Source organism: Sphingopyxis sp., from assembly GCF_016704835.1.
Taxonomy (GTDB): domain Bacteria; phylum Pseudomonadota; class Alphaproteobacteria; order Sphingomonadales; family Sphingomonadaceae; genus Sphingopyxis.
The window spans coordinates 764,814-785,829 of sequence record NZ_JADIZJ010000021.1; the positions used below are offsets into that span (position 1 = coordinate 764,814).

Annotated in this window: 24 protein-coding genes; 15 read left to right on the forward strand and 9 right to left on the reverse strand. The window is 62.7% G+C overall.

The window, feature by feature from the left end:
- Positions 1-3: 3 nt before the first annotated feature.
- The 4 genes from nagZ to IPF76_RS18870 form a co-directional block, all read right to left on the reverse strand.
- Positions 4-1,011 carry a beta-N-acetylhexosaminidase gene (gene nagZ / locus IPF76_RS18855; RefSeq protein ID WP_293847091.1) on the reverse strand — a complete coding sequence of 336 codons (1,008 nt, stop codon included), beginning with the start codon at positions 1,009-1,011 and terminating at the stop codon, positions 4-6.
- A gap of 108 nt (positions 1,012-1,119) precedes the next feature.
- Positions 1,120-1,902, reverse strand: coding sequence for an SPOR domain-containing protein (locus IPF76_RS18860; RefSeq protein WP_293847093.1), 783 nt, complete (start codon positions 1,900-1,902; stop codon positions 1,120-1,122).
- Positions 1,899-3,626 carry an arginine--tRNA ligase gene (gene argS, locus IPF76_RS18865; RefSeq protein WP_293847095.1) on the reverse strand — a complete coding sequence of 576 codons (1,728 nt, stop codon included), beginning with the start codon at positions 3,624-3,626 and terminating at the stop codon, positions 1,899-1,901. The genes IPF76_RS18860 and argS overlap by 4 nt, the downstream gene beginning before the upstream one ends.
- 133 nt (positions 3,627-3,759) lie before the next feature.
- Positions 3,760-4,431 (reverse strand): hypothetical protein, encoded by a 672-nt coding sequence (locus IPF76_RS18870; RefSeq protein ID WP_293847097.1) that lies wholly within the window; start codon positions 4,429-4,431, stop codon positions 3,760-3,762.
- A 162-nt stretch (positions 4,432-4,593) separates the two neighbouring features.
- Between IPF76_RS18870 and ispH the strand changes: the two genes are divergently transcribed.
- Genes ispH through rnhA form a run of 3 tightly spaced genes read left to right on the forward strand, consistent with a single transcriptional unit; the run spans position 4,594 to position 6,997 of the window.
- Positions 4,594-5,580, forward strand: a complete 987-nt coding sequence (gene ispH, locus IPF76_RS18875) for a 4-hydroxy-3-methylbut-2-enyl diphosphate reductase (RefSeq protein ID WP_293847406.1) — start codon at positions 4,594-4,596, stop codon at positions 5,578-5,580.
- Positions 5,580-6,542 carry a homoserine kinase gene (thrB, locus tag IPF76_RS18880; protein ID WP_293847099.1) on the forward strand — a complete coding sequence of 321 codons (963 nt, stop codon included), beginning with the start codon at positions 5,580-5,582 and terminating at the stop codon, positions 6,540-6,542. The genes ispH and thrB overlap by 1 nt, the downstream gene beginning before the upstream one ends.
- Positions 6,539-6,997, forward strand: coding sequence for a ribonuclease HI (gene rnhA / locus IPF76_RS18885; RefSeq protein WP_293847101.1), 459 nt, complete (start codon positions 6,539-6,541; stop codon positions 6,995-6,997). Before thrB ends, rnhA begins: the two co-directional genes overlap by 4 nt.
- Positions 6,998-7,015: 18 nt before the next feature.
- Here the strand turns inward: rnhA and IPF76_RS18890 are convergent, their stop codons facing one another.
- Both IPF76_RS18890 and IPF76_RS18895 read right to left on the reverse strand, forming a co-directional pair.
- Positions 7,016-7,192: a DUF1508 domain-containing protein gene (locus tag IPF76_RS18890; protein ID WP_293847103.1), complete on the reverse strand. Its 177-nt coding sequence runs from the start codon at positions 7,190-7,192 to the stop codon at positions 7,016-7,018.
- Between the two features lie 91 nt (positions 7,193-7,283).
- The gene (locus IPF76_RS18895) at positions 7,284-8,414 is read right to left on the reverse strand and encodes an FAD-binding oxidoreductase (protein WP_293847105.1); all 1,131 of its coding nucleotides are present in this window, start codon (positions 8,412-8,414) and stop codon (positions 7,284-7,286) included.
- A 100-nt stretch (positions 8,415-8,514) separates the two neighbouring features.
- On the opposite strand from IPF76_RS18895, the gene IPF76_RS18900 reads away from it, so the two are divergent.
- From IPF76_RS18900 to IPF76_RS18930, 7 genes are all read left to right on the forward strand, one after another.
- Positions 8,515-8,997: a prepilin peptidase gene (locus IPF76_RS18900; protein WP_293847106.1), complete on the forward strand. Its 483-nt coding sequence runs from the start codon at positions 8,515-8,517 to the stop codon at positions 8,995-8,997.
- A 54-nt stretch (positions 8,998-9,051) separates the two neighbouring features.
- On the forward strand, positions 9,052-10,089 hold the full coding sequence (gene cpaB / locus IPF76_RS18905) for a Flp pilus assembly protein CpaB (RefSeq protein ID WP_293847108.1): 1,038 nt from the start codon (positions 9,052-9,054) through the stop codon (positions 10,087-10,089).
- Position 10,090: 1 nt separating this feature from the next.
- Complete coding sequence (locus IPF76_RS18910; RefSeq protein WP_293847109.1) at positions 10,091-11,572, forward strand: type II and III secretion system protein family protein; 1,482 nt, start codon at positions 10,091-10,093, stop codon at positions 11,570-11,572.
- A 25-nt stretch (positions 11,573-11,597) separates the two neighbouring features.
- Positions 11,598-12,242 (forward strand): CpaD family pilus assembly protein, encoded by a 645-nt coding sequence (locus IPF76_RS18915; RefSeq protein WP_293847111.1) that lies wholly within the window; start codon positions 11,598-11,600, stop codon positions 12,240-12,242.
- Positions 12,239-13,513 (forward strand): pilus assembly protein CpaE, encoded by a 1,275-nt coding sequence (locus IPF76_RS18920; protein ID WP_293847113.1) that lies wholly within the window; start codon positions 12,239-12,241, stop codon positions 13,511-13,513. The genes IPF76_RS18915 and IPF76_RS18920 overlap by 4 nt, the downstream gene beginning before the upstream one ends.
- 56 nt (positions 13,514-13,569) lie before the next feature.
- The gene (locus IPF76_RS18925; RefSeq protein ID WP_293847115.1) at positions 13,570-14,538 is read left to right on the forward strand and encodes a type II secretion system F family protein; all 969 of its coding nucleotides are present in this window, start codon (positions 13,570-13,572) and stop codon (positions 14,536-14,538) included.
- A gap of 70 nt (positions 14,539-14,608) precedes the next feature.
- Entirely contained in the window at positions 14,609-15,586 is a 978-nt protein-coding gene (locus IPF76_RS18930) for a type II secretion system F family protein (protein ID WP_293847407.1), read from the forward strand.
- Positions 15,587-15,644: 58 nt separating this feature from the next.
- Here the strand turns inward: IPF76_RS18930 and IPF76_RS18935 are convergent, their stop codons facing one another.
- Both IPF76_RS18935 and IPF76_RS18940 read right to left on the reverse strand, forming a co-directional pair.
- The gene (locus IPF76_RS18935) at positions 15,645-16,646 is read right to left on the reverse strand and encodes a fumarylacetoacetate hydrolase family protein (RefSeq protein ID WP_293847117.1); all 1,002 of its coding nucleotides are present in this window, start codon (positions 16,644-16,646) and stop codon (positions 15,645-15,647) included.
- Between the two features lie 58 nt (positions 16,647-16,704).
- On the reverse strand, positions 16,705-17,118 hold the full coding sequence (locus tag IPF76_RS18940; RefSeq protein WP_293847119.1) for a hypothetical protein: 414 nt from the start codon (positions 17,116-17,118) through the stop codon (positions 16,705-16,707).
- Between the two features lie 148 nt (positions 17,119-17,266).
- Between IPF76_RS18940 and IPF76_RS18945 the strand changes: the two genes are divergently transcribed.
- The 5 genes from IPF76_RS18945 (at position 17,267) to IPF76_RS18965 (ending at position 19,630) form a co-directional block, all read left to right on the forward strand.
- Complete coding sequence (locus IPF76_RS18945; protein WP_293847120.1) at positions 17,267-18,499, forward strand: ATP-binding protein; 1,233 nt, start codon at positions 17,267-17,269, stop codon at positions 18,497-18,499.
- A gap of 188 nt (positions 18,500-18,687) precedes the next feature.
- Positions 18,688-18,894, forward strand: coding sequence for a cold-shock protein (locus IPF76_RS18950; RefSeq protein WP_293847121.1), 207 nt, complete (start codon positions 18,688-18,690; stop codon positions 18,892-18,894).
- 3 nt (positions 18,895-18,897) lie between these two features.
- Positions 18,898-19,161, forward strand: a complete 264-nt coding sequence (infA, locus tag IPF76_RS18955) for a translation initiation factor IF-1 (protein ID WP_088440753.1) — start codon at positions 18,898-18,900, stop codon at positions 19,159-19,161.
- Positions 19,162-19,198: 37 nt separating this feature from the next.
- Positions 19,199-19,339: a hypothetical protein gene (locus tag IPF76_RS18960; protein ID WP_293847122.1), complete on the forward strand. Its 141-nt coding sequence runs from the start codon at positions 19,199-19,201 to the stop codon at positions 19,337-19,339.
- Between the two features lie 51 nt (positions 19,340-19,390).
- Positions 19,391-19,630 (forward strand): hypothetical protein, encoded by a 240-nt coding sequence (locus IPF76_RS18965; protein WP_293847123.1) that lies wholly within the window; start codon positions 19,391-19,393, stop codon positions 19,628-19,630.
- Here the strand turns inward: IPF76_RS18965 and IPF76_RS18970 are convergent.
- Positions 19,627-20,946, reverse strand: a complete 1,320-nt coding sequence (locus IPF76_RS18970; protein ID WP_293847124.1) for an aspartate aminotransferase family protein — start codon at positions 20,944-20,946, stop codon at positions 19,627-19,629. The two genes, IPF76_RS18965 and IPF76_RS18970, sit on opposite strands and share 4 nt — an antisense overlap.
- Between the last annotated feature and the right edge of the window lie 70 nt (positions 20,947-21,016).

Below are 21,016 nucleotides of genomic sequence, written 5' to 3' on the forward strand. Positions count from 1 at the left end.
TGCTCAGGCGACCGCGAGCAGCGCGTCGCGCTGTTCGACCAGTGTGGCAAACGCTCGGTTGTCTCCAGCCCCCGATATGCGATCCATCGCGCCTTCAAGCCGCGCGCGCGACACAGTGCTGATCGGATCGAGCGCATTGGCGATACCCACCATGTCGTCCATCTTGGCCCAGCAGTTGAGCGCAATGTCACAACCCGCAGCGACCGCATCCGCGGCGCGCGAAGGAACATCGCCCGACAAGGCCTTCATATCGAGATCGTCCGACATCAGGAGGCCGTGGAACCCGATGCGCTGGCGGATCACGCTGTCGATGATGAGCGGCGACAAAGTGGCGGGCCGGTCAGGATCCCATGCTTCGAATATGACATGGCAAGTCATCGCCATCGCCGCATCGCGCAGCGCCGCGAATGGCGCCAGGTCGGTTTGCAATTCGCGATCGGTTGCCGTGACGACCGGCAGCGCTTCGTGGGTATCAAGCAGCGCGCGGCCATGGCCGGGGATATGTTTGACGATGCCGACGACGCCGCCATCCTGCAATCCACCCAGTATCGCGCGGCCCAATGCCGCAACGCGCATCGGTTCGCTGCCTAGCGCCCGGTCGCCGATGATGTCGCTGGCCCCCGGCTGGCGCACATCGAGCAAAGGCAGGCAATCGACGTTGATGCCGACCTCAGCAAGCATCGCGGCGAGCGCCATGGCGTTGAGCCGCGCCGCCTCGATCGCGCTTGCGGGCGCGCGGTCATACAGTGCGTCGAAGGTCGCCCCGCTCGGGAACGGCGGCCATTCAGGCGATTTCATCCGCGCGACGCGTCCGCCTTCCTGATCGATCAGGATCGGCACATTGGTCCGCCCGTCGATTGCGCGCAGTTCGTCAGTCAGTTGCCGCAACTGGTCGCGGTTCGCGATATTGCGCCCGAACAATATATAGCCCGCGGGATCGCTGTCCCGAAAGAAGGCGCGCTCATCGTCGGTGAGGGTCAGTCCCGACAGGCCGAATATGGCGGGTATCATCGTGCTTCAAACTCCATCGGCCGCCGCCCCCTCATGCTGCAACCAGGGCGCGCAACATGCCATAGCGGCGCGATAGTACCAACGGAGTCTGCGGCCAAGCGGGGCGAATCAGCGAACGATGACGCAATTTTCGCCTGCGACGCGCAATTTTCCGCACAAATTCGCGGCGTTAGCAGTCGTTCCCGCCGCAACGCGCAGCCGATATACCGTACCGTCGCCGACCTTGGCCGGCGCCACCGATTTGTTGAGGTCGGCCAGATATGCAAAGCGCTTCGACAGACTCATCCACGCTTTGGTCGCGGCGGCATCGCTGCTGAATGCGCCGAGCTGGATCATCGCCGGCCCTGTGGCACCCGGTGCCGCCTTGGAAGCTGCGTCGGGCGTCTTGACCGATATAGCCACGGACTTGGGTTGCTCCTTCGCGGTTACGACCGCCGGTTTGGCTTTCGCTTTCGCCGCCGCAGCCTTGTCCGCCGCAACCTTCGCGGTCGCCGCCTCGCGCTCCTGCGGCGTCACTGCAGGCTCTTCGGGCATGCGCGTCGGATCGACCTTGCCCGCCGGCTCGGCGCCTTCGCTGGCCGAGAAGCTGGCATCGCCTTCGCCTTCAAAATTCTTGGCACCGTCGCTCTTTGGCGCGACCTTGTAATTGCCATCCTGCGCCGCGATCAGCTCGCCTTTGCCGCGCGCGCCGCCGTTCTGGACCCACCACAGGCCGCCCAGCACCGCGCCGATCAACAACAGCCCGCCAAGCACCATGACGAGCAGGCGCGCTGGTGAAACTTCGCCATCATCTTCGACCCCGTCGGCGGCTTCGAGCCACGGCAGACGGTCTTCGCTTTCCAGCCCCAGTCCGGCATCGCCCTGGTCGGCGTTCTTGTCCTCGGCCATCATTTCATCTCCTCGAGCGCCTCAACCCCCATCAGGTGCAGCCCGTTGCGGATGACTTGCCCGATTCCGTCGGCCAAATAAAGGCGCGTCGCGGTCAATTCGGGGTCGTTTGCCAAAATGACACGCGCGTCGGGACGATCGTTACCAAGGTTCCACCACGCGTGGAACGCCGCCGCGACATCGCCGAGATAGAAAGCGACGCGGTGCGGCTCGCGCGCCGAAGCCGCCGCCTCGACGATCCGTGGGAATTGCGCGAGCAGCTTGACGAGGCCAAGCTCATACTCGTCGAGGCGGTCCGCGTTGGGAGCGGCGGGCGCAACCTCTGCTTCGGCCAGCCTGCGCTTCAGCGACGCGATCCGCGCATGTGCATATTGGACATAAAAGACCGGGTTGTCGCGCGACGCCTCCACCACCTTCGCAAAGTCGAAATCCATCTGCGCGTCGGCCTTGCGCGTCAGCATGGTGAAGCGCACCGCGTCCTTGCCGACTTCGTCAACGATGTCGGCCAGCGTAACGAAATTGCCCGCGCGCTTCGACATTTTGAACGGTTCGCCGTTCTTGAGCAGGCGAACCATCTGGACCAGCTTGACGTCGAATTTCTTCTTGCCATCGGTCAAAGCCGCGACCGCCGCCTTGATCCGCTTGACCGTCCCGGCATGATCCGCGCCCCAGATGTCGATCATCTCGTCGGCATCCTGGCTCTTCTGGAAATGGTAGGCGAGGTCGGCGCCGAAATAGGTCCAGCTGCCGTCAGATTTCTTGATCGGCCGATCCTGATCGTCCCCGAACCTGGTCGAGCGGAACAGCGGCAGCTCGACCGGTTCCCAATCATCGGGGGTGTCGCCCTTCGGTGCTTCGAGCACGCCGTCATAGACGAGGTCGTGGTCGCGCAACCATTTTTCGGCAGCCTCAGGCTTTCCGGCTGCCTGCAACTCGGCTTCGGACGAAAACAGATCATGATGGATGCCGAGCTTGGCAAGGTCGGCGCGGATCATGTCCATCATCGCGCTGACCGCTTCGGCGCGGAACAGTCCAAGCCACGCGCTTTCGGGCGCGCTGACGAAGCGGTCGCCATATTCTGTGGCCAGCTTTTCAGCGACAGGGATGAGATAATCGCCGGGATAAAGCCCTTCAGGGACCACGCCGACATCTTCGCCAAGCGCTTCGCGATAGCGCAGATGCACCGAACGCGCGAGGACGTCGACCTGGCCGCCCGCGTCGTTGACATAATATTCACGCGTCACGGCGTAGCCCGAATATTCGAGCAGCGCCGCCAGTGCGTCGCCAACCACCGCGCCGCGGCAGTGGCCGACGTGCATCGGGCCGGTCGGATTTGCCGACACATATTCGACATTGACTCGCCGCCCTTGCCCCACGGCCGAGCGGCCGTACTCGCCCCCCCCATCGTGGATCAGCGCGAGTTCGTCGCGCCAGCTGCCGTCAACGAGACGCAGGTTGATGAATCCCGGTCCGGCGACGCTGGCCTCGATCACTTCGTCGAGCGCGCCGAGTTCGGTGACAAGCAGATCGGCGAGCGCGCGCGGGTTCATGCCCGCAGGTTTGGCGAGCACCATCGCGGCATTGGTCGCAACGTCGCCATGCGCCGGATCGCGCGGCGGCTCGACGCTGATCGCCGAGCGGTCGAGGCCATCGGACAAGGCCCCTTTGGCGACGAGCGTATCGAGCGCGGCGTCTATATAGTCGGAAAAGCGGCTGAACAGAGTCACGAGCTGGCCTATCTTCGATCGGGAAAGTCTTTCGCGCGCTCTATCGCAGCTGGACGGGCGCGAAAAGCCCCGCGTCGCCCTGTTGGCGCGCGGGGCAAAATGTTGCGAACGGCGCAATTACGCCGCCGCAATCCTAACGTCGGACGTTATATTCGAGCTGTTCCTGCGTCAGCTGGAAACCGATCAACAGTTCAAAGCTGGCGCGCTGCACCGCGGCGCGAACTTCGGGCAGGCTGAGCGGATCAATCGCGGCGTCCTGGTCGCCGGCCTTACGGCGGCGCGTGATGCGCTCTTGAATGTCAGCGGGCAGCGTCGCAGCGGCGCGATCGACATAAGCCGACGCATGCGCCCGGCCGGTACCGCGCGTCTGCCCTTCAGGGAAGGTCACGACAACATTGCCCAGTCGCTTGGCGACCACCGCCGTGCCGCCCTGCAGAACGGTACCGTAATAAGGCAAGGTCACCGACCGCGCCGGACCGGCGTCGCGGCGCGTCGCGATGACGTCGAAGCTGGCGAGCTGATAGACCTTCTCGCTGGCGTCGTTGCACTGCGGCGTCACATTGGTGATCGCGGCAACAATGTCGATGGCACGTGCATCGCGGCTGGTCGCGGGATCGAACAGGGTGACGTCACCGGTGTGCAGCGGCACCGCAACCGCCGGACAAGCGCTGCGCGTCGCGGTGATACCTACACCGCCAGAAACGTCGATATCGTTGTCCTTTGCACATCCCGCGACGGTCGCCATGGCTGCCGTGCCGCACAGCACGGTCAGAAACTTACGCGACGGGAACGAAATGGACATCATGATAATCGGGCTTTCCAAACAGGCGTGCCAATGCGGCTTTCGGTGCATCGGGACGATTGATCCCGCTTCATGCGCGCCGCTTCTTATCGGTGCGATGAACGCGGCGCAACACGGACGAACTTCTTTACCCGGCGCCGCATGCTGCGCTACAGCGCCCCCATCATGAACGCTGCCCATCTGACACCGCGCCCGAACACCACCGAAACCGCAGAACTCAGGGTTTTGATCGCCGCCCCTCGCGGTTTTTGCGCCGGCGTCGATCGGGCAATCCGCATCGTCGAACTGGCGCTCGAGCGTTTTGGCGCACCGGTCTATGTCCGCCATGAAATCGTTCACAACCGCTATGTCGTCGATACGCTGAAGGCGCAGGGGGCGATTTTTGTCGAATCGCTCGATCAGGTTCCCGATGGTGTACCGGTCGTCTTCAGCGCCCACGGCGTCCCCAAAGCAGTCCCGGCGAAAGCGGAGATGCGCGGGCTCGACTATATCGATGCGACCTGTCCCTTGGTGTCGAAGGTTCATCGCCAAGCCGAGCGCGCGCATGAATCGGGGCGCCATATCGTCTTTGTCGGCCACGCCGGTCACCCCGAAGTCATCGGCACGCTCGGCCAGCTGCCCGAAGGCGCAATGACTTTGGTCGAATCGGTCGACGACGTTGCGGCGCTGGCGCCGCCGGATCCCGACATGCTGGCGTTCCTGACCCAGACCACACTGTCGGTCGATGACACGCGCGATATCGTGAAGGCGCTACAACATCGCTTCCCGGCCATCGCCGGCCCACGCGGCGAGGATATTTGTTACGCAACTTCAAACCGGCAGGACGCGGTCAAGGCAATCGCCGGTGATTGCGACCGCATGATTGTGATCGGCGCGCCGAACAGCTCGAACAGTCTGCGTCTGGTCGAAGTCGCACAGCGCATGGGAACGCCCGCACATCTGGTGCAGCGCGGCACCGACATCGACCCCGACTGGCTGACCGACATCGCGACGCTAGGCATTACGGCGGGCGCCAGCGCGCCCGAGACGCTCGTCCGCGAAGTGATCGACGCGGTCGTTGTGCACCGGAAGATCGTCGAGGAGGTCGTGGTTACAGCCGAGGAGACGATGGTGTTCAAGCTACCGCGCGGTCTTGAGCCGACCGCAGCCTGATGGCAGTCTATACCCCCGTCGATCCAGACGATCTGGCGACGCTCGTCGCGCGCTACGACATCGGCAGCGTCCTGTCGTGCAAGGGCATTGCTGAGGGGGTCGAGAACAGCAATTTCCTGCTCGAAACGACTGGCGGCAGGTTCATCCTGACCCTTTATGAAAAGCGCGTGAGTGAGGACGACCTGCCCTTCTTCGTTGATCTGCTCGATCATCTGGCAACTAGCGGCTCGCCGGTTCCCGCCATGATCCGTGACCGCCAAGGCATCGCGGTTCAGCAGATTTCAGGCCGCGCCGCCTGTATCATTCAGTTCCTGTCGGGCATCTCGCTGACCCATCCCACCCCTGCACAGTGCGAGGCGGCAGGCGTTGCACTGGGCGCCATGCACCACGCGCTTGCCGGATATAATGGCGCCCGCGAAAACAGCATGGGCCATCCCCATTGGCGCGATATTGCCAACGCCACCGGAAATCTCGACGCGGTGCGTCCGGGCTTGCAAGCGATTGTCGATGAAGAGTTCGGCTTTATCGACGCCCATTGGCCAACCGACCTGCCCACGCATGTCATCCACGCCGACCTGTTTCCCGACAATGTTTTGATGCTCGGCGACCAGGTGACGGGCTTGATTGACTTTTATTTCGCCGCCAGCGATTTTCGCGCCTACGATCTGGTGGTCACCCACGCGGCATGGACCTTTTCCGCCGATGGCAGCACATGCGATCCGGCGCTCACACAAGCATTGATGCGCGGTTACGCGCGCGAAATCGCCCTGACCGATGCCGAGTTCGCCGCCTTGCCAACGCTGGCGCGCGGCGCGGCGCTCCGCTTCTTGCTGACGCGCGCGCACGACTGGGTCCATACCCCTGCCGACGCGCTGGTCACCCGCAAGGACCCCTCGCCATTCCTCGCCCGCCTTCTGCGCTATCGCGCCGACGACGCCGCCAGCCTGTTTGTCACCGCATGAGTGACGAACCGACCAAGACGGTGATTGTCGCCACCGATGGCGCCTGCAAAGGCAATCCCGGACCAGGGGGCTGGGGCGCGGTGCTGCGCTGGGGCGATGTGGTGAAAAAACTGTCGGGGGGCGAGCCCGACACGACGAACAATCGCATGGAATTGATGGCGGCGATCGAAGCGCTGGCCGCGCTGAAACGCCATTGCAACGTCGAACTGTCGACCGATAGCGTTTATGTCCGCGATGGCATCACGAAATGGATATTTGGCTGGCAGAAGAACGGCTGGAAAACGGCCGCCAAAAAGCCGGTCGCCAACGCCGATCTGTGGCAACGGCTGCTCGCTGAAGCCAGGCGGCACGACATCGAGTGGCTATGGGTCAAAGGCCATGCGGGGCACGGCGATAATGAGATCGCCGATCAGCTCGCCAGCGATGCCGCGTTGGAAGTTGCGCGGGCGCGCTGAGCGCCCGCGCCCGTCATTCTATTCAGCTTCGCGCGTTTCGGCCCCCGGTCCGTTCTTTTTGATCGACTCGATCGCGTTAATCGCTGAAGCCTTGCTGGAATAGCCTTCGGTCCAGAAAATCGTTTCGCTATTATACTTGAAATAAGCGACATGCTCGCCAGCCTTGTTCTTCTTGATCTCGAAATAATGGGCCATCGGATCCTCCATCGGTCGTTGGCGCGCCCACGGTGACGCGACGATCCCATGGTAAGCAGACGGCTGCGGCGCGCAAGACGCCAGATTGATATCAGGTGAAGCGCGACGGCGCGAAAGGCGCTGGATCGACACTACCGATGGCGCCGCCAGGCGGCGGCGCACCGAGTTGCGCCGCCAGCAGTCCAGCAACCGCGGGTGCGGTCTGGATACCGAAGCCGCCTTGTCCCGCACACCAGATGAAATCGGGCACGTGCGGATCGGCTCCAAAAACCGGAATGCGGTCGGACGCGAAACTTCGCAGTCCGGCCCATTTGCGCTCGACCGCAGCGACAGGCCAATCGACGACCGCCTGCATCCGCTCGATCGCGATCGCAACATCAATCTCTTCCGGCACCACATCGTGCGGATCGACGGGAGTTTCATCATGCGGACTGAGCCACACGCGGCCCTCGCTTTCGCCCTTGAAGTAGAATCTGCCGCCGATGTGGATGACGAGCGGCAGTTCGGCTGGGACCGGAATACCCAGCCGTAGCTGGATGACGGTGCGCCGATAGGGCTGGATCCCGATAGGGGCGACCCCACATGCGGCCGCCACCCGGTCCGCCCAGGCGCCGGCGGCGTTGACGATCAGCGCAGCGCTGATCGCCTGCCCGCCCGCCCGAACATCCCACATAGCGCCGATACGCCGTGCCGATTCCAGCGGCGCGCGGGTGGCGATAAACGCCCCGGCGCGTTTCGCTGAACGCAGGTAGGCAGCATGAAGCGCGCCGACATCGATGTCGCTGCACGCCGCCTCATAGGCGGCTTCGCTCCATTCAGTTCGCACACCCGGGATTTTTCCGGCGACTTCGGCAGCGCCCATCCGCACGACCTCGACACCTTTGGCGATAAATTCCGCAGTAAAGGCGTCCACCGCTGCCGCTTCTGAGCGATGGCCGAGCGTCAGCGCGGCGCGCGGCGACAGAAATCCGCGCTCGGAAAACGCGCGCGAAGGGCGGGCAAGGGTGTCGAAGGACGCAACCGACAGCGGCTGCACCCGCGGTCCGCCATAGGTTTCATGCCAAAAGGCGGCCGAGCGACCGGTTGCGTGATAGCCCGGGGTGTCTTCCGCCTCGATCAGCATCACACGCCGCCACGGCGCCAGCGCCGCGGCCAGACTGGCGCCGGCAATACCCGCGCCGACGATCAGTACGTCGGTTGCGGAAGGCTGTGCGTCAATCATGTCTCGCCGCATATCCATTGGCCCGGGGAATGCAAGCGACGACGCCATCACCGGGAACATGGTTACTCTTTGGTAAGCCATGTTGCGTAGGAGGGCACTCATGGACAGCGGCATGATCTCCCTTGGCCTGATGGCCGTTCTTGGCCTGTTGATGATTGCCGCGGCGATCAGCGACCTCAGATCACGAACCATTTCCAACGAACTCAATGCGGCGATGGCGCTGCTCGCCATCCCCTTCTGGATCGCAAGTGGGCTTGCCGTCTGGCCCGAGATACCGATTCAGTTCGGCGCGGCCTTTGCCGTCTTCCTCGTTTTTGCCGGCTTGTTCGCGATCGGCGCGATGGGCGGCGGCGATGTGAAGATGATCGGCGCGGTGATGCTGTGGATCCCGTTACCGCTGTTTCTGCCGATGCTCACTGTCATGGCGGTAGGAGGCGGGATCCTCTCGGCGGTGATGCTCATCCATTTGAAATTGCGTCGGTCCGACAGTCCGGTGGAGGTACCCTATGGCGTTGCCATCGCCGCCGCCGGGCTTTGGGCGCTTCACCAACAATATCTTAACCAGTTTCAGGCTATCGGATGAGCCTGAGGGCAAACACCGCCGCGTCTGGCTGGTGTTAGGAGGCGAAAAATCGTCATGGATACGCGAAAGATTATGCTGATCGTCGGCGCGCTGGTCATTGCGATCGGCGCAGCATTCGGGGTCAACCAGATGATGCGCGGGGCCTCGACTCCGGAAGCTCGGGCCGCTGCGGCGCCTGAGATTACCGGTCCGATGATCCTTGTCGCAACGCGGCAGCTGCCGGTGGGGACGATCATCGGCCCCGACAGCTTCCGATTTCAGCCTTGGCCGAAAGAATTGGTCGAAAAGGCGTATTTCATGAAGGAAAAAACCGACGTCAACACGTTGGTCGGAACCGTCGTGCGCTATCCGATCACCGCCGGTCAGCCACTGACCCAGGGCGCTCTGGTCCATCCCGACGATCGCGGCTTCCTTGCGGCGGCGCTTGGCCCCGGCATGCGTGCCGTCACTGTCAAGGTCAGCCAGGAACAGGGCGTCGCCGGTTTCGTCTTCCCGGGTGACCGCGTCGACGTGCTGCTGGCCCAGACCATCGAGGTCAAGGAAGGCAGCGCCTATCCTGACGACCAGATCTTCACCGCCGAAACCATCGTGCGCAATGTCCGCGTGCTCGCCACCGATCAGCGCTACGACGCCGAGGACGAGACCGGCAAGACCCCAGTCCGCACCTTTGGCTCGGTGACGCTGGAGGCCACCCCCGACCTCGCCGAACGCATCGCGGTGGCGCAAAGCATGGGCAAATTGTCGCTCGCTCTGCGTCCGCTCGCCGAAAGCAGCGGCGAACTCGAAGCGGCGATCGCATCGGGCGAGATCAGTGTGCCTGCCAAGGGAGGCACCGAAGCCGAACGCCGTATGCTGGCGCAGGCTCAGGCACGCCCGGTCACCTCGAAGACGGCGACGACCGGCGGCGACGTGTCACGTTTCTGGATCCCGGTCAGCGGCCGTGTCGGCGGCGGATCGCGTCCGCAACAGCAGACCGGTGGTGCACCGGCAGCACCGGGAGGCGGCAACTATGGATCGGCAGCATCGAGTGGCCCGGTCGTCCGCGTCACCCGCGGCGACAAGGTGACCGAAGTTTCGGTTGGGGGTAAGTAAGATGAACAGCAAAGCCAATTTCAAGGCAGTGGCCTTGGCCCGCACCTTGGCCATCGGCCTGGTGGCAGCGACCCTGGTCTCGGCTCCCTCGGCGCCAGTGGCGGCGCAGGCGACCCAGAATGCGAGCAGCAGCATCGACCTGTCGGTCGGCCGCGGCCGCTTGATCAGCCTGCCTGCCGCAATGACCGACATCTTCGTCGCCAACGACGAAGTGGCCGACGTGCAGGTTCGCTCGGGTCGCCAGCTCTATATCTTCGGCAAAAAGCCGGGTGAGACTAGCATCTATGCCACCGACGCCAGCGGCCGGGTCGTGTTTTCGACCGTCGCCCGCGTTGGCAACAATATCGAGACGATCGACCAGATGTTGTCGCTGGCGATGCCCGAAGCGAGAATCTCGGCGAACACGATGAACGGGTTCGTACTGCTGACGGGCACGGTCCAGTCGCCCGACGATGCAGCCGAGGCAGAAATGCTGGTTCAGGCGTTTGTCGGCGAAGGCACCAAAGTGTTGTCGCGCCTTCGCACTGCCACACCGCTGCAGGTCAATCTGCAGGTCCGTATCGCAGAAGTGAACCGTTCGCTGGTCAAGGAAATGAGCGGCAATATTCTGACCCGCGATACCGATGGCCCGCTGGGCAACGGTTTCCTCGGCGGTGTTTTCGGCGGCCGAAGCGCAGGGTCGATCACCACCGACGCGAATGGCAACACGACCTACAACATCACGACACCTTCCGGCATGCGCAGCCTGGCGGGCGCTGGCCGCTTGTTCGGTCTCGACCTGATTGCCTCGCTCGATCTCGGCGAACGGTCGGGCATGGTTGCGACACTAGCGCAGCCTAACCTGACCGCGATTTCCGGCGAGACTGCCGATTTCCTGGCCGGCGGCGAATTCCCTGTTCCGATCCCCGGCAATCTCAACGGCACGACGATCGAGTATCGCAAATACGGTGTCAGCCTGGCGTATACGCCGACGGTGCTGTCAAACGGCCGCATCAGCCTGCGCGTCCGCCCCGAAGTGTCGGAGCTATCGACCGAAGGCGCGATCGAACTCGACGGCTTCCAGGTTCCCGCGCTGACCGTGCGCCGCGCCGAAACGACGGTTGAACTGGGATCGGGTGAAAGCTTCATGATCGCCGGACTGATGAACAACCGCTCGATCGGTGCGATCGACAAAATGCCCGGTCTTGGCGACGTGCCCCTGCTTGGCATGTTATTCAAATCGGACAGCTTCCGCCGCGGCGAAACCGAGCTGGTTATCGTGGTGACCCCTTATCTGGTGCAGCCGGTGTCGGCGAACGAGATCAAGCTGCCGACCGACGCGTTTCAGGACGCCAACGATCTGCAGCGATTGCTTCTCAACCAGACGGGCGACGGCGTGACGGGCGGCGACCGCCCGAAACCGCGGCTCGACACCAATGTCGGCGACGCCGATCGTCCGCGGGGCAGCAGCGTCGACGCCGCCCCCGGTTTCAGCATCAAGTGATGAGCAGGATTTCAGGAGTAAAGTGATGAAGAAAATCGCAACTTGGACAATCCTGGCCTTGAGCACATCGCTCGCGGGATGCTCGGGCGCCGCCTACAGCAACCGCAGCCTCGATTCGGTGCATCAGCCTATCGTTCGCAATGCCATCCATCAATTCGATGTCGCGGCTACAAGCGGCGAACTGCCACCCAGCGAACAGGGCCGCCTGCAAGGCTGGCTCGACGCGATGGGCGTGCGCTACGGCGACCGCGTTTCGATCGAAGATCCTTCAGTTTATGAAGCCACGTCGGCGCAGGCAACGGTGCGGTCGATGATCGAACGCCGCGGAATGCTGATCAGCAACGACGTGCCGGTAACCACTGGCGCGGTGCCGCAGGGGCACCTGCGTATCATCATCACTCGTGCATCGGCCTTCGTTCCTGGCTGCCCCGATTGGGCAACAAAATCGTCGATCAATCCGACCAACGCAACCTCGTCGAATTACGGCTGCGCGACCAACAGTAACCTTGCTGCTATGGTCGCCGACCCGACTGACTTGATCAAGGGCGCGCGAAGCGACGGCAACGATCCCTCGATGGCAACGCGGGCGATCAAAACCTTCCGCGAAAAGCCGCCAACGGGTGCCGGTGAATTACGCGGCCAGGCAACCAGCAACGGAGGTGGCAAGTGAACGCTCCTTTCAAATCAGCGGGACTTCGCGATCCCTTCAGCGCCTATGTCTGCGACGACGACACGCTGGAGTTGATCCGCGCCGCAGCCAGCGACATGGGTTGGCCGATCGAAAAATGTAACAAGGGCGGTTTGCGCAACGCGGTGCAATCGCTGTCGGTTTCGGCGAGCCCGAACATCCTGTTCGTCGACATGTCGGAATCGGGCGATCCAATCAATGATATCAACGCGCTGGCCGAAGTCTGTGAACCCGGAACCGTCGTGATCGCGGCAGGCCAGGTCAATGACGTGCGCCTGTACCGCGATTTGTTGTCCAGCGGCATCCAGGACTATCTGCTGAAACCCTTGTCCCTGGAACAGGTTCGCGAATCGCTGACCATGGCACAGGCCATGCTGACCGCGCCGAAACATGCCGACATGGGTGACGACAAGCCGCATCACATGATGGCGGTGGTCGGTGTGCGCGGCGGAGTCGGGGCCTCGCTCGTATCAACCTCGCTCGCCTGGGCTATGAGCGAACAGGCGGGCCGCCAGACGGCGCTGCTTGATCTCGACGTCCACTTCGGCACCGGCGCCCTGACGCTCGACCTCGAGCCGGGCCGCGGCCTGATCGACGCGATCGACAACCCAAGCCGTATCGACGGTCTGTTCATCGAACGCGCGATGGTGCGCGCGTCGGACAAGCTCAGCCTGCTGTCAGCCGAAGCGCCGATCCATCAGCCGGTGATGACCGACGGTTCGGCCTTTTTCCAGCTGGAGGAAGAGCTGCGCGGTGCGTTTGAGATGACGATCGTCGATATCCCGCGCCAGGTGCTGATCCCCTTCCCCCACCTTGTGGCGGAAGCCGGAACCATCATGCTGGTCAGCGATGTGACGCTCGCGGCCGCACGCGATACGATTCGTCTGTTGTCCTGGTTCAAACAAAATGTTCCGGGCGCGCGTGTGGTACTGGTCGCTAACAAGTTCCAGAACGCCGTTGGCGAATTGTCGCGCAAGGAATTCGAATCTTCGATCGAACGCCAGATCGATGTCGTCATCCCCTTCGACCCGAAACTGGTCAGCCAGTCGGCGAAACTCGGAAAATCCTACGCCGAGGTCTGCAAGGGTACGAAAGCCGCGCAAGTGTGGAACAATTTGATGCGCCTGATCCTTGATGGCGCCGATGTCGAGGCCGAAGAGGCGCAGATCGCGGCAACCAAAGGCAAATCGGGCGGTTCGCTTCTCGGCAAACTGGGCCTGATGACGAAAAAAGGCGCGAAACAGGCGGCATAACGATCACCCGACGGGTCGTTACCACCATTAAGCGATAGAAGCGGATATCTGCCGACATGAACCTGCCAGTCATCCTAATCATTGCGGGGGCCTTCTTCGCCTTTGCGCTGCTCGTCATTTTGCTCGGCGGACCTTCGGTCGGCAAGGCAAAGACGCGCCGACTGGCGATGGTCAAGGATCGCCATGCGGCTTCGACCGAAGCCGTTGTCGCGGCGCAAATGCGCAAGACTATCCAATCGGTCGGCCGGGGCGGAACATCGCTGACCAGCCTGATGCCGCGCCGTGAAGAAATGGAAAAGCGTCTCCGCCGAACCGGCAAAGGATGGACGCTCACCCAGTATATGTTCGTGTCGATGGGCATGTTTGTTGCCGTCACTGGCGGCATGCTCGCGATCCGCGCACCTTTCATGATGGCCGCGATGATCGGATTGTTCCTGAGCCTTGGCCTGCCCTATCTCGTCGTCGGTCGCGCCATCAAAAAGCGCGTCGCAAAATTCACGACCCGCTTTCCCGACGCGATCGACCTGCTCGTCCGTGGCCTCCGGTCCGGCCTGCCGGTCACCGAAACCTTTCAGATCGTGAGTCAGGAACTCCCCGGGCCGGTAGGTGAAGAATTCAAAGGCGTCATCGAACGCATCCGCATCGGCAACACGATGGAAGCTGCATTGCAGGAAACCGCAGTGATGCTGGGAACGCCCGAGTTTCAGTTTTTCTGCATCACTATTCAGATCCAGCGTGAGACGGGCGGTAATTTGGCGGAGACGCTGTCCAACCTGTCCGAAGTGCTGCGAAAGCGCGCACAGATGAAGCTGAAGATCCGCGCCATGTCGTCGGAAGCGAAAGCATCGGCCTATATTGTTGGCGCGTTGCCCTTCTTCGTATTTGGCGTCGTCTGGTCGATGAACCCGACCTATCTCGCGGGGTTTTTCTACGAACAGCGGCTGATCATCACCGGTCTCGGCGGCCTGATCTGGATGAGCATCGGGGCCGGGATTATGGCCAAAATGATCAGTTTCGAAATCTGAAGGGGCGGAACCAGTGAACAGCAGCCTCCTTCTTACGACCTTCACCGGCGCTCAGACCGGCCCGACGCTGATGGGCATTGATGTCGTCTGGGCCGGCACCATGCTTGCAGCCGTTGGGGTTTTCGCCGTGCTATTCGCGATCTACGGCGCGCTCACCGTGCGCAACCCGATGGCCAAACGCGTCAAGGCGCTCAATGAACGCCGCGAACAGCTCAAGGCAGGGATCACCGCGTCGACCGCGAAACGCCGCGCCAAACTTGTGCGCAAGAATCAGCATGCCGACAAGATGCGCACCTTCCTCGGCAAACTCCAGGTGCTCCAGGAAGGGCAGATCAAAGAAGTCCAGCAAATGCTGGCGCAGGCCGGAATCCGGTCAAAGGATCTGGCCGTCGCGGTGATCTTTGGTCGTCTGGTCCTGCCAATTGTGTTCGGCGGTCTTGCCGCCTTCCTGATTTACGGCCTCGACATGTGGCCCGACCTGACCCCCTTTAAGCGTTCTGGCGTGACGATGGCGGCGTTGGTGCTTGGGTACAAGGCGCCCGATTTGTTCGTCCAGAACAAGCGCACCAAGCGCACCGACGCGATCCGCAAAGGACTTCCCGACGCGCTCGACCTGCTCGTGATCTGCGCCGAAGCTGGCCTCACCGTCGACTCCGCCTTCTCGCGCGTATCGAAGGAACTAGGCCGCGCCTATCCCGAACTGGGCGAGGAATTTGCGCTCACCTCGATCGAACTCGGCTTCTTGACTGAGCGCCGTCAGGCGTTTGAAAACCTGGCCTATCGCGTCAACCTGGAGTCGGTGAAAGGCGTGGTCACGACCATGATCCAGACCGAAAAATATGGTACGCCGCTCGCCAGCGCACTTCGCGTCTTGTCCGCCGAATTCCGCAATGAACGCATGATGCGCGCCGAAGAAAAGGCTGCGCGCCTGCCCGCGATCATGACCGTTCCGCTGATTCTATTCATTCTGCCGGTATTGTTCATCGTGATCTTGGGTCCGGCAGCCTGCTCGCTCAGCGATGCGATGTCAGGCGGCAGCTTCGGATGATCGCCGCGACCGACTGAAACGACAAGAAGGGGCGGGTGCAAACCCGCCTCTTTTCGTTTCACATCACCTGCTGCTCGATCGCACCGAAAATACTGTGGTGGCGCTCGTCGTCCATCCAGATGCGGACCGTATCGCCTCTTTGCATGAACGGCGTCTTAGGCTCCCCCTGCTGGATCGTTTCAACCGTGCGCACTTCGGCAAGGCAGCTATAGCCCAATCCGCCCTCAGCAATCGGCCTGCCAGGGCCGCCGTCAGCATCACGATTCGACACGGTGCCCGACCCTATGATCGTGCCAGCACCCAAGTCGCGCGTCTTTGCCGCATGCGCGATCAGCGCGCCGAAATCGAAAGTCATGTCGACACCCGCATCGGCGCGGCCGAGCGGCTGAGCGTTCAGGTCGACGCATAGCGCGCCATGCAGCTTTCCATCCTTCCAGCGCTCGCCGAGCCCCTCCGGCGTCACGAACACCGGCGACATTGCACTCGACGGCTTCGACTGGAAAAAGCCGAATCCCTTGGCAAGCTCGGCCGGGATCAGCCCGCGCAGCGAAACATCGTTCGTCAGCCCGACGAGCAAAATCTTGTCGCGCGCCGCGACGGCGTCGATGCCGGCGGGCACGTCGCCCGTTACGACGACCACTTCGGCCTCCATATCACAGCCCCACGCCGGATCGCCAAGTGGGATCGGGTCGCGCGGGCTAAGGAAGGCATCGCTACCCCCCTGATACATCAGCGGATCGTGCCAGAAGCTGTCGGGCATCTCGGCGGAGCGCGCCTGCCGCACCAGCGCGACATGGTTCACATAAGCGCTGCCGTCGGCCCATTGATAGGCGCGCGGCAGCGGCGAGGCGGCGTCGCGCTCGTGGAACCGCTCCTTGGGGATTGCATCGTGATTTAGATCTTCGGCGAGCGTGGCGAGGCGCGGCGCGGCATAGGCCCAATTGTCAAGCGCGGCCTGCATCGTCGGTACAATCTGCCCGGCGTCGGCATACCAGGCCAGATCGTCCGAAACGACGACGAGACGGCCGTCGCGGCCCTGCTTGAGCGAAGCTAGTTTCACGAAAACTCCTTTGGCTGGCGACGCGGCTGAACCGATATCGCCTGTAAAGGAGCGAAAATCAGCGCGACGTCGTGATCGAGGCGAAACAGGTAAAGCCGCTCTGCCCCGCCTGCAAGCGCCGGATGTACTGTAGATAGGCTTGTGACTGGTTATAGGTCGTACCAGGCAGCGTCTGTCCGCGGAACGCGCGCTTCACTTCTTCGCCGGTAAAGGGTCGCAGCGCGCCCGGGAAAGCGCCCTTGGTACCTGGCGGGACCAGCTTGCCTTGGGTATCGATAAATTTTCCGGCGCCGCCCGGGCCGGGAACCGGGATCTGGCAATTCATCACCGACACCGCAGTCTGCGCAAAGGCAGGACGGATCGTCAGCGCCGCCGACACGCCCACCGCGCCAAGCGCCAGTATCTGCCGCCGCGGGGAGATCGCACCGCCAGTTTCGTTGGCGTTCGCGGTCGGAATGTCGCTCTTTTCCATGGTGGGCGCATAACCCAATGACGACGCTAGGAAAAGCAAAACACCGCTTCTAGACTCCGACATCCCGGTTTGGGACATTCGCCGTCCATGCATTAACGCCCGCAAACAGCCTTGCGCCCGCCCCTCGCTTCGTGCCAGGCCGCAGACAATGTTCGATCGCGTATCCAGCCTCGTCATTGCGTTCACGATGGTGGCCATCGCCGCGATTTTTGCCGCGCTGACGGGCGGTGATCGACTCACGATCGCGCTCATGGCTGTCGCTGGATTTGTCGCGGCCGCTATCGTGCACAGCGCGCTGCCGTCGGCCGCGCCCGAGCCGTCAACCGCGGCTCAACCACCAGTCGAAACGCCGTCCGTGTCGCTGCTTCGTCATCCCGACTTCGCGCACTGGGTTGATCAAGAAAAGGAACCGCTGCTCGGCACCGCCGACAACATCGTCACGATCGCCAATGACGCCGCAATACGGCTGCTAGGGCGGCATATCGTCGGCGCCGACGTGCGGACCGCAATCCGTCACCCCGCCGCGACAGAATGGCTGTCGCACATTCAAGACGCCAAGCCTTTGGAGCCTGTCAATCTGATCGACTTTCCCCGCGCCGGCCAGCGCTGGACGATGCGCGTTGCCGCATTGTCGGACAGTGAATGTATCATTTTCTTGTCGGACCGTTCGGCGATCGACGCCGCCGATCGAATGCGGTCTGATTTTGTCGCGAACGCCAGCCACGAACTGCGCACGCCGCTGGCGGCGATCCTGGGATACGTCGAAACGCTGCAGGAAATGAACGGCGAAACCGACGCACCGACCCGCGATCGCTTCCTGTCGATCATCGAGCGTGAAGCGCGGCGCATGCAGCAACTAGTGATCGATCTCTTGTCAATCTCGCGGGTCGAGGCCGACCGTTTTCGCCGCCCGACCGCGACGGTCGATCTCGCCGCAATCGTTCGCACGACCATCGGCCAGGTCAGCGACAGCGAACCGGTGCGCGCGAAGGATCTCGTGGCAAAGCTCGGCGACAGCCCGCAGCCGATGCTGGGCGACGAGGCCCAACTCAGCCAACTGGTGCACAATATCATTTCCAACGCGATGAAATATGGCCACGCCGGGACCCCGGTAACGGTCGAAATGGCGCGCGAGGGTCGCCGTGTACGTCTGTCGGTCAGCGATCAGGGCGACGGCATCGCGCCCGATCACCTGCCGCGACTGACCGAACGGTTCTACCGTGTCGATGAAGCCCGCAGCCGCTCGGTTGGCGGCACCGGCCTTGGTCTTGCGATCGTCAAACATATCGGCGAGCGCCATCAGGGACAGCTCGATATCGACAGCGAAGTCGGCAAAGGAACCCGGGTGTCGGTGACATTTCCGCTGTTGGTCCACGACTGACGGCCCGCGCGCGGGATTGCCAAAACCGGCTAGTCCTTGACTTTTGGCCCGGAATGGCCCATCTTGCACAGGCTATCGTCGCTTTCGACGGATTTTGTTGCCGCATCGGCAGGACCTTCCTTCCTCACGCTTCCTGGCGCCGCCGATATGGATCGGCGGTAACTCCGCTTCCGTGAAAGGAACGACCTATGCCCACCGGCACCGTAAAATTTTTCAACACCGACAAAGGCTATGGCTTTATCGCCAACGAGGATGGCTCGGGCGACAGCTTCGTTCACATCAGCGCCCTCGAACGCGCCGGTATGTCGACGCTGAACAAAGATCAGCGCGTTTCTTACGATCTGGAAACCGACCAGCGCGGCAAAGTGTCCGCCGTCAACATCCAGTCGGCCTGATCTTTGGCCAAAGAGGAACTACTGACCCTCGACGGCCAGATCGACGAGATCCTTCCCGACGGACGCTTTGGCGTCACGTTGGAAAATGACCATCGGATCATCGCGTATACGGCAGGCCGGATGCGACGTTTTCGCATCCGGTCAGTCGTCGGCGACGCCGTTCGCGTCGAAATGACGCCTTATGACCTGACCAAAGGCCGCATCATCTATCGTGATCGCGGCGCCGGTCCGGCCGGTAGCGGTCCGCGCAAGGGCAACCGGCGCTGACCCACGACCACAAAAACATGAATGAATACAGGATAATATGAACTTAGTTTCGAACAGCTTCCCTTCCCTTCTCCGCCCCTATGCCGCGATCAACGCGCCAGCGCGGAAATCCCATCGGCGATCGCCGACCCTGTCGCAAAGCGAATTGCGCCGCCTGATCGCCCAGATGATCGACTGAACCCATTCCGAACCGACTGCCTACCCCACCCCAGAGCTAAGGATATCCGCCATGTCGAACACCAGTGACTTCTATCAGGCCCAGGCCGATAAATGCGCCGTCGACGCGGCAGCCAGCACCTTGTCGCAGGTTCGCGACCGCAATTTGCGTGCCGAACAGGCGTGGCGCACGATGGCCGAACGTCTGGTTCAGACCGAAGCCACGCGCGCGCGGCAAGTCGCCGCCACCGCGGCAAAGGCCGAGGCGAACGCCGAAGCCGCCGCGATGCAGATGGACGGCCTGGAGCGTTAATCGATCGCAACGAGCAGGTCAGCGATTTTCCCGAAGATTTCGTCGATCTGCGCTTTTTCGACGATAAGCGGCGGCGACAGGGCGATGATGTCGCCCGTCGCGCGCACCAGCAGGCCATTGTCGAAACAGGCGTGGAACAGTTCCATCGCGCGCGCCGTCGGCGCGCCGGGTCGCGGATCCAGCTCTATACCCGCGACGAGGCCGATGGTGCGGACATCAATGATGTGCCGCTTGCCGTTCAAGCTGTGCGCGGCGTCTTCCCAATAGCCACCGAGTTCGCTCGCGCGGTCGAACAGGCCGTCGCGCGCATATAGGTCGAGCGTCGCGAGTCCCGCCGCGCTGGCCAGCGGATGGCCCGAATAGGTATAGCCATGGAACAGCTCGATGCCCGCATCGACGCTGTCGAGCACCGCATCGTGAAGCTCGCGCTTCACCGCTACGGCGCCCATTGGCACCGCGGCGTTGGTCAGCCCCTTCGCCATCGTGATGATGTCAGGGGTGACGCCCCACTGTCCCGCCGCGGTCGCGCCGCCGACGCGCCCGAAGGCGGTAATCACCTCGTCGAAGATCAGGATGATGCCGTGCTTGTCGCAGAGTTCGCGCAGCCGCTGGAGATAACCGACCGGCGGCACCAGCACCCCGGTCGAACCCGCCATCGGCTCGACGATGACGGCAGCAATCGTCTCGGCGCCGTGCAGATCGACAAGCCGCTGGAGATCGTCGGCGAGCTCAGCGCCATGCTGGGGAAAGCCGCGCGTGAACGCGTTGCGCGCAATGTCGTGCGTGTGGCGCATATGATCTACGCCGGGCAAACCGCCGAACGCGCGGCGATTGTTGACGAGCCCCCCGACGCTGATCCCGCCAAAGCCGGTACCATGATAGCCGCGCTCGCGCCCGATCAGCCGAGTCCGCGTTCCCTGTCCCTTGGCACGCTGGATCGCAAGCGCAATTTTCAGCGCCGTATCAACCGATTCGGAGCCGCTGTTGGTAAAGAATATCCGGTCGAGGCCGTCGGGCATCAGCACCGCGAGCCGCTGCGCAAGCTCAAATGGCAGCGGGTGGCCGAGCTGAAACGTCGGCGCGAAATCGAGCATTGCCGCGGTTTGGGCAATCGCATTGGTGATCTCGGGACGACAATGACCGGCATTGCTGCACCACAGCCCCGACGTGCCGTCGAGGACCGGCCGCCCATCGCCGCTCTGATAATACATGCCGCTCGCCGACACGAGCTGGCGCGGGTTCGCCTTGTACGACCGGTTGGCGGTAAACGGCATCCAGAACGCTGCCAGCGGATCATTTTCGCCCTTCACTGCCATTCTCCCGACCAGCCGAACGCGCACATAGTGGCCCCGGCGCTCGACACTGGCAACGTCGAAAATGGCCGAT

Coding starts and splice junctions, on each gene's coding strand:
- IPF76_RS18870 (WP_293847097.1), bottom strand. CDS start 4,431: ATGATGTCCATTTCGTTCCCGTCGCGTAAGTTTCTGACCGTGCTGTGC.
- IPF76_RS18950 (WP_293847121.1), top strand. CDS start 18,688: ATGCCCACCGGCACCGTAAAATTTTTCAACACCGACAAAGGCTATGGC.
- IPF76_RS18895 (WP_293847105.1), bottom strand. CDS start 8,414: ATGATTGACGCACAGCCTTCCGCAACCGACGTACTGATCGTCGGCGCG.
- IPF76_RS18900 (WP_293847106.1), top strand. CDS start 8,515: ATGGACAGCGGCATGATCTCCCTTGGCCTGATGGCCGTTCTTGGCCTG.
- IPF76_RS18960 (WP_293847122.1), top strand. CDS start 19,199: ATGAACTTAGTTTCGAACAGCTTCCCTTCCCTTCTCCGCCCCTATGCC.
- IPF76_RS18860 (WP_293847093.1), bottom strand. CDS start 1,902: ATGATGGCCGAGGACAAGAACGCCGACCAGGGCGATGCCGGACTGGGG.
- nagZ (WP_293847091.1), bottom strand. CDS start 1,011: ATGATACCCGCCATATTCGGCCTGTCGGGACTGACCCTCACCGACGAT.
- IPF76_RS18940 (WP_293847119.1), bottom strand. CDS start 17,118: ATGGAAAAGAGCGACATTCCGACCGCGAACGCCAACGAAACTGGCGGT.
- thrB (WP_293847099.1), top strand. CDS start 5,580: ATGGCAGTCTATACCCCCGTCGATCCAGACGATCTGGCGACGCTCGTC.
- IPF76_RS18965 (WP_293847123.1), top strand. CDS start 19,391: ATGTCGAACACCAGTGACTTCTATCAGGCCCAGGCCGATAAATGCGCC.
- IPF76_RS18890 (WP_293847103.1), bottom strand. CDS start 7,192: ATGGCCCATTATTTCGAGATCAAGAAGAACAAGGCTGGCGAGCATGTC.
- IPF76_RS18915 (WP_293847111.1), top strand. CDS start 11,598: ATGAAGAAAATCGCAACTTGGACAATCCTGGCCTTGAGCACATCGCTC.
- IPF76_RS18945 (WP_293847120.1), top strand. CDS start 17,267: ATGTTCGATCGCGTATCCAGCCTCGTCATTGCGTTCACGATGGTGGCC.
- IPF76_RS18925 (WP_293847115.1), top strand. CDS start 13,570: ATGAACCTGCCAGTCATCCTAATCATTGCGGGGGCCTTCTTCGCCTTT.
- IPF76_RS18970 (WP_293847124.1), bottom strand. CDS start 20,946: ATGGCAGTGAAGGGCGAAAATGATCCGCTGGCAGCGTTCTGGATGCCG.
- rnhA (WP_293847101.1), top strand. CDS start 6,539: ATGAGTGACGAACCGACCAAGACGGTGATTGTCGCCACCGATGGCGCC.
- cpaB (WP_293847108.1), top strand. CDS start 9,052: ATGGATACGCGAAAGATTATGCTGATCGTCGGCGCGCTGGTCATTGCG.
- IPF76_RS18930 (WP_293847407.1), top strand. CDS start 14,609: ATGGGCATTGATGTCGTCTGGGCCGGCACCATGCTTGCAGCCGTTGGG.
- IPF76_RS18910 (WP_293847109.1), top strand. CDS start 10,091: ATGAACAGCAAAGCCAATTTCAAGGCAGTGGCCTTGGCCCGCACCTTG.
- ispH (WP_293847406.1), top strand. CDS start 4,594: ATGAACGCTGCCCATCTGACACCGCGCCCGAACACCACCGAAACCGCA.